The sequence below is a fragment of the Candidatus Binataceae bacterium genome, from assembly GCA_035650475.1.
GTDB lineage: Bacteria > Desulfobacterota > Binatia > Binatales > Binataceae > JAKAVN01.
The window spans coordinates 982,862-998,223 of record DASRHP010000012.1; the positions used below are offsets into that span (position 1 = coordinate 982,862).

At 65.5% G+C, this 15,362-nt stretch carries 12 protein-coding genes; 7 read left to right on the plus strand and 5 right to left on the minus strand.

What is annotated here, in order from left to right; translation table 11 throughout:
- Window positions 1-90 precede the first annotated feature (90 nt).
- Complete coding sequence (locus VFB33_16120) at window positions 91-960, minus strand: uracil-DNA glycosylase (protein ID HZO83222.1); 870 nt, start codon at window positions 958-960, stop codon at window positions 91-93.
- A 38-nt stretch (window positions 961-998) separates the two neighbouring features.
- On the opposite strand from VFB33_16120, the gene VFB33_16125 reads away from it, so the two are divergent.
- Window positions 999-1,928, plus strand: a complete 930-nt coding sequence (locus tag VFB33_16125) for a zinc dependent phospholipase C family protein (protein HZO83223.1) — start codon at window positions 999-1,001, stop codon at window positions 1,926-1,928.
- 41 nt (window positions 1,929-1,969) lie between these two features.
- On the opposite strand, the gene VFB33_16130 is transcribed toward VFB33_16125, so the two are convergent.
- From VFB33_16130 to VFB33_16140, 3 genes are all read right to left on the minus strand, one after another.
- Window positions 1,970-2,449 (minus strand): GNAT family N-acetyltransferase, encoded by a 480-nt coding sequence (locus tag VFB33_16130; GenBank protein ID HZO83224.1) that lies wholly within the window; start codon window positions 2,447-2,449, stop codon window positions 1,970-1,972.
- Window positions 2,450-2,453: 4 nt separating this feature from the next.
- A complete protein-coding gene (locus VFB33_16135) occupies window positions 2,454-3,260 on the minus strand; it encodes an enoyl-CoA hydratase/isomerase family protein (protein HZO83225.1) in 807 nt (268 codons plus the stop codon).
- A gap of 68 nt (window positions 3,261-3,328) precedes the next feature.
- Window positions 3,329-4,756, minus strand: a complete 1,428-nt coding sequence (locus VFB33_16140) for an amidohydrolase family protein (GenBank protein ID HZO83226.1) — start codon at window positions 4,754-4,756, stop codon at window positions 3,329-3,331.
- Window positions 4,757-5,080: 324 nt separating this feature from the next.
- Between VFB33_16140 and VFB33_16145 the strand changes: the two genes are divergently transcribed.
- A complete protein-coding gene (locus VFB33_16145; protein ID HZO83227.1) occupies window positions 5,081-6,322 on the plus strand; it encodes a vWA domain-containing protein in 1,242 nt (413 codons plus the stop codon).
- Window positions 6,323-6,363: 41 nt separating this feature from the next.
- Window positions 6,364-6,882, plus strand: a complete 519-nt coding sequence (locus VFB33_16150; GenBank protein ID HZO83228.1) for a hypothetical protein — start codon at window positions 6,364-6,366, stop codon at window positions 6,880-6,882.
- A gap of 24 nt (window positions 6,883-6,906) precedes the next feature.
- Here VFB33_16150 and VFB33_16155 read toward each other — a convergent pair whose 3' ends face one another.
- On the minus strand, window positions 6,907-8,025 hold the full coding sequence (locus VFB33_16155; GenBank protein HZO83229.1) for a kelch repeat-containing protein: 1,119 nt from the start codon (window positions 8,023-8,025) through the stop codon (window positions 6,907-6,909).
- Between the two features lie 477 nt (window positions 8,026-8,502).
- Between VFB33_16155 and VFB33_16160 the strand changes: the two genes are divergently transcribed.
- The 4 genes from VFB33_16160 (at window position 8,503) to VFB33_16175 (ending at window position 15,211) form a co-directional block, all read left to right on the plus strand.
- On the plus strand, window positions 8,503-9,540 hold the full coding sequence (locus tag VFB33_16160; protein ID HZO83230.1) for a hypothetical protein: 1,038 nt from the start codon (window positions 8,503-8,505) through the stop codon (window positions 9,538-9,540).
- Between the two features lies 1 nt (window position 9,541).
- Entirely contained in the window at window positions 9,542-11,908 is a 2,367-nt protein-coding gene (locus VFB33_16165) for an MMPL family transporter (GenBank protein HZO83231.1), read from the plus strand.
- Between the two features lie 137 nt (window positions 11,909-12,045).
- Window positions 12,046-13,692, plus strand: coding sequence for a DUF1302 family protein (locus VFB33_16170; protein ID HZO83232.1), 1,647 nt, complete (start codon window positions 12,046-12,048; stop codon window positions 13,690-13,692).
- A 136-nt stretch (window positions 13,693-13,828) separates the two neighbouring features.
- Window positions 13,829-15,211 carry a DUF1329 domain-containing protein gene (locus VFB33_16175; GenBank protein ID HZO83233.1) on the plus strand — a complete coding sequence of 461 codons (1,383 nt, stop codon included), beginning with the start codon at window positions 13,829-13,831 and terminating at the stop codon, window positions 15,209-15,211.
- The last annotated feature ends 151 nt before the right edge of the window (window positions 15,212-15,362 follow it).

The following is a 15,362-nucleotide window of genomic DNA, read 5'->3' on the forward strand; positions in this document are numbered from 1 at the left end:
CATCCGGCGAGCCGCCAACGAGCGCGCACAGGATCGCGAGCGCGCATGCGGCACTCGACCACGATGGCCCGCGCTCGCTCCGCGCGGGCCTCACGCGCCACGGCCGCGCAGCGGCGGCTTCAGCCCGAGCAGCTTCATCACTTCCTGGATATCCTGCCATACGACGCGCTTCTCGGCGGGGCTGCGCAGCAGGTAGGCCGGATGGAACGTCGGCATCATCCGGATCCCCCGCACTTCCTGCCACACGCCGCGCAACCGGCTGATCGGCGTCTTGACTTTGAGCAGCGCCTGCACCGCGAAAGTGCCGAGCCCCACGATCGCGCGTGGGCGGACCAGATCGATCTGCCGCATCAGGAACGGCTCGCAGGCGGCGACCTCGTCGGGCTCGGGGTTGCGGTTGTCGGGCGGGCGACACTTAATGACGTTGCAGATATAAACGTCGGAGCGCCTCAGGCCCATCCCGCGCTCGATGATGTCGGTCAGCAGTTGTCCCGCGCGGCCGACGAACGGCTCGCCGCGCGCGTCTTCGTCGGCGCCCGGCGCCTCGCCGACGAACATCAGCTCCGCGCGCGGGTTGCCGACGCCGAACACAAGATGGGTGCGCAAAGGCGCGAGCTTGCATCGTTTGCACTCGCCGATGAACTCGCGCAGCGCCTCCAGCGTGTCCGTCTTTTCCAAACCCGGATAGCGCGAAAGCAGCTCGCCAACGACCGGCGTCGGACGCGAGAGCGCCGGCGGAGCGGCGCGCCCAACCGACGGCGGCGCGGCGACGACGGCGGGCGCTGCCGCGCGCGCGCTCTGCGCAAGTCGCGGCGGCACTGGCGCCGATGGGGAAGCCGGCGCGACGCCACTGCCTGCGCACGCCGGCACGCCGGCCGGAAGTCCTTCGAGTCCCTCTTCGGCGAGCTGCGCGAGATAGTCGCGCACCGAGTCGAGCAGCAGGCGGCGCTCTGGCGCCATCAAGTCGCGGCCCATAACATCAGAGGAGGCCGCCCGCGATGGACGCGGGCGCGGCGATGTTCCTCGCAAGCATAGTCGGCCTTACCATCGGCTTCATCTTGCTCGGCGCCGAGCCGGCGTACGCCTGGGGGCCGGTCACCCACATCGCCCTCGGCGTGCAAGTGCTTGCGAGCGTTATCACCCCCGAACATCCGCTTCAAGCCGTGCTGCTCTCGATGCCGGAGACGTTCCTGTACGGCTCGCTGGCGCCGGACATCGTGCAGGGCCGCCGGCTTCAAAGCCGCCTGCGTCGCCATTCGCACAACTGGCCGACCGGCTTCCGCCTGCTCGCCGCCGCGCGCGACGACGAGCAGCGCGCCTTCGCGCTGGGCTACCTCGCCCATCTCGGCGCCGACGTGGTCGCGCACAACTTTTTCCTGCCCGCGCGCTATATCGGGCGCTTCGACTCCGCGATCGCAAGCCACATCCTGACCGAAGCGCGGTTCGACGCGATGCTTGACGGCTCGTATCGCGAACTGCTGGTCAAAGTGATAGCGACCGACTTTCGCCGCGTCGACGCGGCGCTCAGCCGGCAAATCGACTCGCCGCTGCTGCCCTTCCGCGCGCAGAAGCGGATTTTCGAAGGCGGGCTGCGTCGCATCCGCGAATGGCATCGCGTGATGAGCGCGATCGGGATGACCCATGCGCACAGCGGCGAGCGCCACGACGTGGAGGTTTTCTCTGCCGCCGCGTGCTCGGCGATCGCGGGCCTGCTCGACCGCGGCGCGGACGCGGCGGCGTGCCGCTACGATCCGATGGGGCAGCGGGCGGTGCGCAACGCGATGCGCGCGCGACGCACGCTGACGCGGCTGGTGCGGATGGGCGCCGAGGCCGAGCGTTCGGCGCGCCGGCTCGCCGACGCAGCGGTTGATGACCTGCGAGCGCACCTCAGCGCGACGCCCTTCGGCTCCGCGAACCGCCCGGTGTAGGGCAGGCCGGGTAGCGTGAGCGGCTTAGGCCGGCGCGAAGTTCAACCGCGGGCGACGCTGGCGAGCGCTGCCCCGTCGAGCCGCCACACCGTCCATTCATCCTTGGGAAAGGCTCCGAGCGCACGATAGAACCCCTGCGCCGCGGTATTCCAGTCCAGCACAGCCCATTCCATCCGCGCCCATCCACGCTCCAGCGCGATCGCGGCGAGCCGCTTGAGCAGCGCCTTGCCGACGCCATGACCGCGATGCGGCTCGCTGACGAACAGGTCCTCCAGATAGAGCCCCGGCCTTCCGCTCCACGTGCTGTAGTTGCGGAAGAAGAGCGCAAAACCCGCGGGCTCGCCGTCGCGCTCGGCGATCAGGCATTCGAAGGGTGGGTCCGCCGCCTCCATCTGCGCGCGCAGCGAGGCGGCCGACGCCCGCACCGCATCGGGCTGACGCTCGTATTCGGCCAGGCCGCGGATAAAGTGCAGGATTAGCTCCGCGTCGGCCGGAGCGGCAAACCGGATCGTGAGCGCCATCGGGTCAGCGGTCGGCGTACCGGCCGGGACGCTTCTCCTTGAATACCTCCATCGCCTCGCGCATGTCCTCGCTCGCAAAGCATGCGAGCCCCAGGTACGCGTCGGCGTAGGTGATGTCGCCAAGGCGGCTATTGCCGAGTGCCTTGAAGAATTCCTTGGTCCGCCTAAGCGCCATTGGCGGCTTGCTCAGCAGCTTGGCGGCAAACTGGCGCGCGGCCTCCATCAGGCGCTCGGGCGCGACGGCCTGGTTGACGAGGCCGATCGTCGCCGCCTGCTCGCCCGTGATTTCATCGCAGGTCATGATCAATTCCTTCGCCTTCGCCGTCCCGACCAGGTTGGCGAGCCGCGTTACGGAGCCCCACATGTACGGCACGCCAAGCGCGACCTCTGGGATCCAGATGCGCGCGCCAGCGGCCGCGATGCGGAAGTCGCAGGCCATCGCGAGCGACAATCCGCCACCGACCGTGAAGCCGTTGATCGCAGCGATCGTTATCTGGTCGAGGCGCTCCCACTCCTCCATCAGGCGCCATCCCGTCTTCGCCATCCGCAACCGCGCGGCGTCGGTGCGCCCGCGTTGCTTTTCCGGCCCGGCATCCGCGGTCATCCCGGCGATGTCGGCGCCGGCGCAGAACGAACGCCCCTTGCCGGTCAGGATAACGACGCGCGACTGCTCGTCGTCCTGGAGTTCGCGCGCAACCGCCAGCATGTCGCGCAGCACCGCGCCGTTTATCGGGTTGAGCTTGTCGGGGCGGTTGAAATAGACGGTCGCAATCGCGCCGTCGCGCTCGACGATGAAAGTCTCGTACGCCATTCAGCTACCTCTTCGCTGGTAATTTAAGGCAACACTTTATTAGACGATTCGCGCGGGCGAGCCGGATATCAGCTCGCCGGACGGCGCAGGATTACCGGATCGATCTTGCGCGGGACCAACTGCCCGTAGCCTTCGCCGATGTTCAGCTTGCCGTTTTCGACAATCACCTTGCCGCGCAGCACCGTCATCACCGGCCACCCTTTGACCTCCCACTCCTCCCACGGGCTGTAGTCGCTGACGTGGAAATCTCCGCGGGTCAGGCGCCGCGAAATCGCCGGGTCGATCACGCAGAGGTCGGCGTCGCTGCCCGGCGCGATCGCGCCTTTACGCGGATACAGCCCCATAATGCGCGCGGCGTTGGTCGAGGTCACTTCGGCGAAGCGCTCCAGCGTCATCCCGCGCCTGACCACGCCCTCGGTGTACACGATCCCCATCCGCGCCTCCGCGCCAAGGTTGCCGCCGGTGACGTCGTCGATCCGCTTGCCTTCAAGTTTTACTTCAAGGGAAGTCGGATACTCGTCGGTGGCGGTCGTCGAGATGCCATCGCGCACCAGCCCCTCCCAGAGCGCGGCCTGGTCCTCAGGGAACTTGAGCGAAGGATAGGTGTGGTAGCAGAAGCCGCGTGGCTTGCGATAGTCGTCGGCGTTGAACAGGGCGTAGTGATGGAGCGTCTCGGCGTAGATCGGCAGCCGATGGGCGCGCGCCTCGACCACTGCCTCGACCCCTTCGCGCGCCGAGGTGTGGACGAAGTACACAGCAGCGCCGGTTGCGGCGGCGAGCTGGATGGTGTGCCGGAACGATAGCTGCTCGCTGAGTTTGGTGTGGACGAGCGCGAGGTTTGCGCCGTCGGTGCGGCCCTCGGCCATGAAGCGCTCGTAGTTGAACTGGACGAGGTCGTGGTCCTCGGCGTGGACGGTCATGATACCGCCGTCCTTGGCGATCTTCTCCATCGCCAGCTGCATCCGCCCGTAGTCCAGACGGAACGGCAGGCGCTTTGGATGGGGCGGCAGAATCTCGGCGGTGAAGACCTTGAAGCTCGGGAAGCCGTCGCGGATGGCGTCGCCGATCTGGTCGAAAATCCTGAGCGGCAGCGCGCCGCCGAGCGCGAGGTGGAACGAGTAATCGACGAAGGATTTGCCCTTCCAGCGCTCGAGCCGCCGCCCCAGCGCGGTCGGGATGTCGGTTGCGGGATGGACGAAGCAAAAATCGATGTGGGTGGTCGTGCCGCCGAACGCCATCCCCACCGTGTCCTCCTCGGGACCGAGTGTGAACAGCCGTCCTTCCGGACGCATCCCGATAAGGCTGGCCAGATGGGCGTGCGGCTCGACCCCACCGGGCACGATGATCTTGCCGCGCGCGTCGATGATGCGGCCGGCCGCGGCCCGCTGGTCTTCGACTCCGACCGAGACGATCTTTTCGCCCTGCACGCCGATGTCCCAACGCCCAACCCCGTGGGGAGTCACGACCTGGCCGCCGCGAACTATCAAGTCGAGCATGACGTCCTCCGATCCGGCGCGGCGCCTGTTTCGGCGCGCCGCCGCCGCAGCGCCGCTGTTACGTCGAGGTTCGCGCCAATGATCGTTCTGATGGCGGCTCGCTTGCAAGCCGGACGACCCTGCCGCGCCGCTGGAGGACCGCCTGTTGTCTGGCTCAGAGCTCTGCGCCTATTATCGCCGAACGCTTTTGGGGGAGACGGCGGCCGAGGGGCGCGGCGAGCGGGCAGACGCCAGCCGCGACGGCCGGATGCGGGCGGGGGCGGTTCCTGATAGCGTTGAACGCGGCGCCGGCGCGGAATTTTTGAACGGGGACATCTTCTCTTCATGCTGACTGCCGTTGTCGTCATTCTGATCGCGATTTCGATCGGCGTCGTCGCCTACATACTGAATCGCCTGATGAGCGGCCGGCGCGCCTGCGCACGGCCTTCCGGCGGCGGCTTGCTCGAAGAGGACGCCACCCGCATCGACGAGGAAGGCCACAGCGTACGCGACGCGCTGCGCTTTATGGTCGGACCGTTCCCGCTCTCGATCGCTCTCCACGTGATCCTGTTGCTGGTGCTGGTCGCCACCGTCAAAGTGCAGAACGCGCGCAACCTGATCATGGTCAGCCTGCAGGCCGGAGGCGGCGGCGGCGCCAATCACGACGAGCTGCGCGACCTCGACATGCCCGACCTCTCGGTGCCCGACGAACTGCCGCAGCTGGTTGCGCCGAGTATCGCGCAGAGTTCGCGCACTGCGGTCCAGACCGCCAAGCAATACGTCCGCGATGTTTCCACCGGCGGCGTCGGCATCGGGCGCGGCGGCGGAATGGGCGCGGGCTACGGGCCGGGAATCGGCGCCGGCTTCGGCGGTTTTATCGGCGAGCTGCGGCGCAAGGGACTCGACATCGTGCTGGTGATCGACGACACCGGCACGATGGACCTCATCCTCAACGATGTGCGCGACCGGATGGACGAGCTGATCGCGGCGATCCATCGTCTGGTCCCCGTCGCCCGCATCGGCATCGTGGTCTTCGGCGGCCACAACGAACGTATGGATATCCAACCGCTGACGATCTCGAGCCACCGCCTCGAGGCCTTCCTCGAGAGCATCAGCACCCGCGGCCATCGGGGTTCGCAGGGCGACGTTTACGGCGCGTGCGTGACCGCGGTCAACCAGATGAACTGGAAGCCGTACGCCAAGAAGGTGATCGTGCTGGTCGGCGATTCACCGCCGCAGAATCAGGACTTCGGCCCCTTGCTCGGGCTAATCCGCAAGTTCCGCGCCGAGGACGGCACCTTCAACACTATCGACGTATCGGCCGAGGAACACGAGCGCTACGAGCGCGAGTTCTGGCTCAAGACCCACAAGGGACGTCCGCCGGGCGAGTCGATCTCGCCGCTGGCCGAGTTTTATCAGGACACGCGCGAGACCTATAAGATGCTCGCGGCGGCAGGCGGCGGCGGGATGCGCAGTCTGACCCAGAACGTGCACATCAACGAGCAGGTGCTGATCCTTGCACTGGGCGCGCAATGGCAGGGCAACCTGGCCGCCTTCGGGCGCCAGATTACCGAGGCCGAGCAGTGAGCAGCGGCGGCCCCTGCGGATTGGTCGCGTCGGCCCTCGGCATGGCGCTGATCGGACTGATGACGCTCGCGGCGCCGATGCGTGCCGCAGCCTTCGGGACGCCTCGCACCCTCGCCGCGCAGACGCTGACGCCCGCCCAATACCAGGCGCTCAACGACAAGCTCTCCGACCAACTCGCCTTCTACCTCGGCGCCGAGGACGAAAAGCACTCCGACGGCAAACCCTACGTCGATTTCGATTCGCGCTTCGAGTACATGCCGAGCCGCGGCACCGGCGGCGAGTATGTCATACACGCCAAGGTCGGCGGCGCTGAGTACGTCCCCGACCGGGGCGAGATCACCAAGGGAATCGCCACCGGCAAGATCAAATACCTGCTCTTCACGTACGCGCTGCGCCACGGGCAGTGGGTCGAGATCGCCAAGCCCCAGTGGCATACGCAGGCGCTGGGCAAGCGGGCGGCGCGCCGGATGACCGAGGCGGCCGAGCGCGACGAAGCGGCGAAGCACGAATGGCGCCGCGCGCGCCAAGCAGCTTCTCCCGCCGCCACCCCCAAACCGTAACGCGGCACCGTATTCCGGATTGCTTTACGGCGAATAGATTTCGCATGGGCCGACGACGTCGAAGCCGGTGGCGGCGTTGAAACCGAAGCCGCCGACGATCAGCACCCGACCGTCTGACATCCGCGTGGCTGTAAAGTACTCGCGCGCCTCGTGCATGCTGCCGGTGGACTCGAAGCCGCCGCTGGCCGGGTTGTACAGCTCAGCCTCCCTGGTGACCCCGACCGCGCCGCCGAAGCCGCCCGCAATCAGTACTCGCCCATCGCTGAGCAGCGCAGCGGCGTGGCTGTCGTGCGGACTGAGCATCTGACCCGTCAGACGGAAGCGCCCGGTTGAGGGATCGTAGAGCTCGGCGCTCTGGAGCGCATGGCCGTTATTGTCCTCGCCGCCCGCGATCAACACCTCGCCGTTGTTGAGCAGGGTCGCGGTGTCATGCTTGCGGGCGACCCTCATGTTGCCGGTCGGATGAAAGCGGCCGGTCGTAGGATCGTAGATTTCCGCGCTGCTCAGCGCGATATCGAAGCCGTCGTCGTCGATGCGCTCGCCACCCGCGATCAACACGCGCCCGTCGGGCAGCAGCGTCGCGCTATGGCCGTAGCGCCCGACGTTGAGGCTGCCGGTCGCGATGAAGGCGCCGATCGCGGGATCGTAGGTTTCGGCACTGGCCAGCGCCAAGCCTTTGGCGTCCTCACCGCCGACCACCAGCACTTTGCCGTCGCGCAGCAGCGTGGCCGTGTGCAGCTCGCGCCCGGTCACCATCGAGCCCGTCGGCGCGAACACCCCGCGCGCGGGATCGTAAAGCTCGGCGGTGCTCAGTAGGACCGAGAAGCCGGATTCGTTGACCTCCTCGCCGCCGGCGACGAGCACCTTGCCGTTGGGCAGCAGCGTGGCCGTGTGCGCGTCACGCCGCGTGGCGAGCCGGCCGGTGGTTTCGAACTCGCCCTTGCCCGGATCGTAAAGCTGCGAATCGATCAGCCATCCGACGCCGCCGCTGCCATAGCCGCCGGCGACGAGCACCTTGCCGTTGGGCAGCAGCGTGGCGCTGTGGTACTGGCGGGCGGGATCGATGCGTCCGGTCAGGGTGAACCCGCCGGCGCTGGCAGAGACCGACCCGAGTAGGCCGATTGCGAGCGCCGTGGCGCACAAGACGGATACACGGAAGCGGAGTACCCGGCCCGACGCGGTCCGGGGGTGTCGGTTGCAGATGTTCCTCATTCTCTCGCCTTTGCTGGCGGCCCTCTCCCCCGAAAGGCCCGCGGGTGATGATGGTATGGATGCGCGACGTATCAGAAGCGCGCGGCAGCGCGCAAGTAGGCCGCGAAAAGGCTGCGCCGCGCGCCAAATTTCACCGCCCGTTCGTCATGGTGCAACGACGCTTGCATCCGGCGCTATGGCAGTATATTGCTTGCGCGGCGCGTTCCCGCGCTACCAGAAGGGTGCGCGGATGCCAAGAGCTTGCGATATTGGGGGACTTGGGCGCGCTGGCGCTTGACATATTGGGGGACCTGGTTGGGGGACCTGGTGCGCTGGCGATTGACCCGGGCGAACGCGCTCTGATATAGGCACGCGGATTGATGCGGACCCCGAGCGGGGGTATTCGGGGCCGCAACCGAGGAAGAAAGAATGCGAGTTAAGTTTCCAGCAGCAGCGCTGGCGCTGCTCGTGCCGGCGTTCTGGCTGTCGAATGCGGCCGCTGCGGCAGTCCTCAAGATCGTGCCGTCATGGCTCGGCACGCCCCACGACATGGTGTTCCATATCGCGACCCGTGGTCAGGAAATCTGGGCCGCGGGCAGCTTCGGGATCATCGTCAAAAAGAGTGCGCAGGCGCAATGGAAAACGGCTTCGGACACAGGCGGGATGGCGATGCTCGGAATCGCCTTTGCTCCCGACGGCGATGGGGTCGCGGTTGGCCAGCAGGGCGCGCTGTATGAGGTGAGCGGGCACTATGACACCTGGACCCGTCACGACGTCGGCACCACCGAGCGGCTGTTCGCGGTAGCGGCCAGCCCCAAGGGCGAGTTTATCGCGGTTGGCTCGTTCGGCGCGATCCTCGATCGCCCGGCCGGCTCCAAGGACTGGCATCAGATAAACGCGCCGTGGAGCGGCGCGGCCACCCCGCATCTGTACGGCGTACTCTTCGTGAATGACACCACGGCGATGGCGGTGGGCGAAAACGAGACCGTGGTGACGATCAAGGGCGGCGCGGCCACCGACGTGCGCGACCTCAGCCAGCTCGGCGGCGAGCACGCTAAGGCCACGCCTACGCCCAGCGCGGCCTCGGAAGCCGCCAGCGCCATCGGCGCCAGCGAGACCGGACCGGTCTCACCCGCGCTCTTCGCGGTGACCAACTGTGCGGGCGCGGTCGAGGCGGTAGGCCAGCAGGGCGTCTTTGCGGTCAAACAGGGCGACGGCGACTGGAAGATGACGACGGTGCCGGGCAAGCCCGACCTCTTCGGCGCAACCTGCACCTCCGACGGCCGCCTCGTTGGAACCAGCAGCGGCTTTCTGATGGTTGGTAGCCGTCAGGGGGAGCAATGGTCATGGCAGCCCCTCGAGATCCCGGGGATACGGCTGGACTGGATCGCGTCGGCGACGCAGGTGGACGCCGATGCGCTGTTGCTCGCTGGCCCTGCGGCCGTCTGGCAGGGGGAGATTAAGTAACATGGCGTCCGCTGGAGAGCGCACCGCGCATTTTTTGATCCGTCACCGTTGGGGCTACATCATCCTGTGTGCTCTGTTGACCGCGTTCTTCGCCTACGGCAGCACGCGGATGGAGTTTCGGACTTACTTTTCCGACCTCCTGCCCAAAAACAGCTCGATCATCGACACCTTCAAGCAGTACGCTCAGTTCTCGGCCCCGCTCAACGTCCAGATTCTGGCCAAGGTCAAGGACGGCACCATCTATACACCGGACACCCTGGCCCGCATCTGGCGCCTGACCCGCGAGATCGACCTCATCCCCAATATCGACCACGTCACCATCACCTCGATCGCCTCGAGCAAGGTACGCGTAACGCGCGCGACGCCCGAGGGCGCCGAGTCGTTCCCAGTGATGCCCGACCTGCCGCCCAAAACCGAGGCGGGCGCGCTCGACGTGCGCAATAAGGCGCGCGTGGCGCAGGGGGTGATGGGCATCCTGGTGTCGCCCGACGAGAAGGCCACCCTGATAACCGCCGGCTTTCACGAGAAAGGCATCGACTACAACCTCATCTTTAACCGCGTACACGAGATGCTGGCCAAGGAGGCCGCGCCCAACATCGAGTACTACCCGGCGGGCCGGGTGATGCTGATCGGCTGGGTCTATCATTACGGCACCCAGGCGGCGTGGATCTTCTTGCTTTCCTTTGCGCTCATCACGGTCGCGCATATCGATTACATGCGCAGCTTCGCCGGCGCCGCGACTCCGCTTATCGCCTGCTTGCTCTCGACCATCTGGGGCGTCGGTGCGGGCGGCTGGATGGGGCTCAACCTCGAGCCGCTGACCCTGGTCGTGCCGGTGCTGCTGATGGCGCGCGCGCTCAGCCATTCGCTCCAGATGACGCGGCGCTATTACGAGATCCTCTACGAGGTCCACGACAAGGTCGACGCCGCGGGCAAAGCGCTGTCCTCGATGTTCGCGCCTGCCTGCCTCGGTATCATGTGTGACGTCGCCGGCCTTTACATGATTTGCCTGGCGCCGATTCCGATCATTCAGAAGCTTGGTGTGCTGTGCGGCACCTGGTCGCTGCTGCTAATCCCGGGAGTAGTAATGCTCACTCCCTGCCTGCTGGCAGTGCTGCCGCCGCCTAAGGACGTGAGTGTGTTCATCACGCACGAAGTGCATTCGGTCAGTACGCACACCATCGAGCCAATCCAAGCCGCGGTGGCCAAGCTGGTGGCGCCGGGCTGGCGGGTGGGGACGCTGGTCGTCCTGCTGATAGCTGGAGTTGGGGTGCTGTACCTGTCCTCGCAGCGCCAGGTGGGCAACGTCGCCACCGGCAGCCCGCTGTTGTGGCCCAACAATGAGTTCAATATTGCCGAGGGGCAGATCAACAAGAACCTGGCCGGCACGGTGACGCTCAACGTCGTGTGGGAGGGCAAGGTCCCGCACGCGCTGAAGTACCCCGAAAGCTTCATCGCGATGCAGCAGTTCCAGCGCAATATCGAGGCGATGCGGGGCGCGCAGGCAACCCTTTCCATCGCCGACTATCTGCCGCAGACCAACCGTCTGCTGCGCGGCGGCAATCCAGGGTGGTTGCCGGTCGATCTCAAAGAGCGCGACGTGGCCACCGACCTCTTCTGGACGCTCACCGGGCACAGCCTGGAGGACGTCGCGCAGCTGGCCAAGGCCGACATGAAGAGCGGCGACGTTATCCTGTGGTACAAGGACCTGCGCAGCTCGACGGTCGAGAGAGCGATGGAGGCGGTGCATAAGGCGCTCGCCTCGATCCAGCGCGAGCCTTCCAAGGTCTTCCGCATTCGGCTGGCCGCGGGTTCGGTTGCGCTTCAGTACGCGATGGACCAGGTGGTGACCGAGTACAACTGGCGCATCCTGGTTTACCTGCTCGCCACCATCTTCCTGATGTGCGTGATGACTTACTACTCGGCAGTGGCCGCGCTGATGCTACTGGTGCCGCTGGCCTTTGCGCAGTTCTCGACCGACGCGGTGATGTATCTGCGCGGCCTGGGACTCGACGTCAATACGCTGCCGGTGGTAGCGGTCGGGCTGGGCGTGGGTATCGACTACGGCATCTACCTGGTCAGCCGGATGTGCGACGAGTATCAGCGGGTGAACGACGGCGACGTGCAGGGCGCGGTGATCCGCGCGATCCTGACCACTGGCGAAGCGACCTTCTTCGTGGCCTTCACTATGATCGTCGGCGTGCTGCCGTGGTATTTTCTCTCCGACCTGCGCTTCCTCGCCGACATGGGACTGATGCTGGCGCTGGTGATGGCATTCAACTGCATACTGGCGATGATCGTGCTGCCGATCGAGGCGGTGTTCATAAAGCCCAAATTCCTGGGCAGGGTGAAGCTCATGAGCCATTGATTCATCCCCTCTATCCGTGCAGGCTGGGGGGCGGCTGCACGGCGAAGGGGTAAAACCGCCCTCGGTTCCTTGTGCGGGGGTTGCTCGATACCGAGGTCCGGGGCGAACAGGGGAGCGTAAAGAGGAGGAGCCGATTAATGAGGAAGCCAGACAGATTCAAGCTACGAACTGCATTGGCTATGGCGGCGGGGTTGGCGCTGTGCGTCGGTACCCGGGCCCAGGCGCAGATTGACACTGACGTGCCGGGCGGCCATCTCAAGGTACAAACCTCTCTCGAGACCGACTGGGGATTCCATACCGCGGGAGAGGACAACCGCAACAATAACAATAACAACATTCCAGGCAGCGGCCAGGCACTCTCGACCAACGGCGACGTCATCCAGGCCGGCGTGCTGCGGGCCGACCCGCTAATCACCTATCGCCTCAACAACGATACGGCCCAGGCTCTGTTTGTGGATAACGCCGATGTTTACATCCACGGCCGCTACTGGGCGGATCTTGCGCAGTTCATCAACGGCCCGCGGGTCTACGAAGTCGGTCAGGGGACCTACTCCACCCCAGGCGTCGCGCACTATCCCGGCGACGGTTGGTCGGCGCGCATCAGCGAGCACGAATACGAAGCCGACGCCGCCGAGGCGTATATCGACCTGCGCAAGGGCCCATGGGCGCTGCGCCTGGGCAAGCAGCAGGTGGTGTACGGCGAGGAGCTGGGTGTGCAAACGCTCGACCAGGTCGATTCGCTCGACTTCACCAAGTTCAACAGCTTCGAAATAGCGTCGCTCGAATACTCCGACATGCGGATCGGCGAGTGGACGGCCAAGCTGTCGTACCAGCTCCCGGACATGCTCGACGGCAATCTGAGCAACTCGCTGCTGACCGGATTTATCAGCCCGGACTTCCAACCCGACTACTTCATCGGCCTGGGCTCGCAAATGAACGACGTGCCGGCCTTTGAAAAGATCGGCGACTACGGCAACCTTCGGCGCGCGCGCAACAAGATCGTCTATGGCGCCGTCGTGACCACCACGGCCTACGGGTTTGACCTCAGCGCCAACTTCTACAGCACGCCCGACCACGTGGGCTGGTTCTCGCTGGCGCCGGTCGCCAACCCGTTCCCGGCCGATCCCCAGACCGGCATTCCATTCCTGTTCCCGGGCGATCCCACGCCGCGTGATTTCATGCTCCAGCGGCGTTTCTCACGCGAGTTCATCTACGGCGGCTCGATCTCGTACACGATGCCGGCCAGTCTCGACTTCCCGGGCGGCGGGCTCCTCGCCGGCGACATTTTTCACTACTCGGTCGCGTACACGCCGCATGCATCCTTCACCGGGAGCAGAACGGTGCTTATCACCGGCAAACCGACCAAAATCGGCGACCTCAACATGACGCTCGACATGGAGAAGTACTGGCGCTGGACGCAGCACTTCCCCTCCGTCTATCTGCTTGGCGAGTACAACTACGAAAGCCGTCACGCACCGGTGAGCTTCGTTTACATGCCCAGCGCCGGGCACCATAGTATCAACACCGTGGTGCTCTCGGCCACGCAGCCGCTGCCGGCCAACATCTGGTCGCTCGCGATGACGGCGATCTGTGACACCAACGTGGGCGGCAACTGGTTCCTGCAGCCGGCGGTCACCTACAAGCCAACTTCGTCCCAGGAGTACGACATCTACTGGAACTTCGACGAAGGCACGGTGGTGGACACCACCAAGCACGTGGGTTCCAAGCTGGGTTCGTTCAGTTGGATTGACGCGGTATATCTGCGCGCCGTGTACAAGATGTAGCGCACGTAACGTTGGAACGGCCGGGAGGCGGGGCTCAGCCCGCCTCCCCCGCCGGCTCTTGCAACTAAGCAGGGCTGATGCCAGATATTAGGCGAGCAACGATTGGGCGGATCCCCCCAATAAGGAGCGACGAGGCATGCATCTAATCAAGTACCCCGAGGGATGGACGCGGCGCCACTTCCTCGAACAGGTCAGCAAAGGCGTTATGGCTGCGGGCGTGCTGGCGCCGTTGATGCAGGTGGTCGGCAATCACGGCAGCCTCGAAAAGGCCTATCCCGCCGAACTGCTGTCGATCGAGGCCTACACCAAGGGCAAGCTCAAACCGGGCGACGTGCTCAGCGCCGAAAACGTTGACATCGTCAAGGACCTGCTCGATCCCGCCGCCTACTGGCAGATAAAGCACGACGGCCGCCTGGTTGACCTCGCGCCTACCGAGACCGATGTCACCAAGCTTACGCCGATGCCCTTCCTGCAGGCGACGTTGGCCAATAAGGGCAAGCACAAGATCTTCCCCGACGGCAACGTTTACACGCTCGACGGCAAACCCTGGATCGGCGGCAACCCCTTCCCCGAGCCGAAGTCGGCCCAGGAAGTGCTGTGGGCTAACACCCTTAGCTGGGGCAAGCACGACACCCAGGCGCACCCGGTGCTCGACTGGGACACCGACGCCGACGGCAACATCGAGTATCAGTACGGCTCCTACTATGTCGAGTGGCAGACCGTTGGCCGTCTGACTCTCGATCCGCATCCGTACATGCCAGGCCACGAGAATCAGATCCGCATCCTGGGCGGCACGGTGACCGCCCCCGGCGACGTTGCCGGCACCGGCATTCTGCAGGTTTGGGCGTACGACCAGCACAAACTGCCCGGCTATTACATCTACTCGCCGACGACCAAGCGCGTGCGCTCCTTCCCGGTTGACCAGCGCTTCGAGCCTCAATTCCCGGGCAACACATTCTTCGTCACCGAGTACTGGATGGCGGGCGACCCGCTGCTGACCTGGGGTAACTTCAAGCTGGTCGGCAAGGGCCCGGTGCTTACCTGCGCGCATCATTGCGCCGACCTCGACCAGCCCAACTGGATCCACAAGACCTGCGGCGGCAAGAGCGGCGTGAAGTACTGGCGGACCCGCATGGAGTTGGTGCCCGAGGCGTACGTGGTCGAGATGGAGCCGGTTTCCTATCCGCGCGCGCCCATCAGCAAGAAGCGCATCTGGTACCATGGCGCCACGCTGTGCCCGCTGACCATGATCAGCTACGACCGTCAGGGCAAGATGTGGAAGCAGTGGGAAGGTGGCTTCGACTACTACCAGCGTAAGCCCGGGATGGCGTGGAAGAGCGGTGTGCCGGAGCACTTCTGGAGCTGGACGCACGTCCATGCGCACGATCTCCAGAGCAACCGGATGTCGCGCTTCTACTACGCGATGGAAGTGCCGGGCGGCTACCATGCCGACATCGACAACGCACGCCTCTTCGGCGACTTCTGCTCGATGGAAGCTTTGGAGCGCCTCGGCCGCTAATCACGTGGTTCGCTCCGCGGCATCAGGCTGCGGGCGAGGCAAACCTGTCAGTTGCCACCGGCCCTGCCAAAGCAGGGCCGGTGGTTCCTTTTTCGGCCGCAGTTTCCCCTTTTGGGGAACGTTTCAGTAGCGCGGTGGGTTTTATGCTACC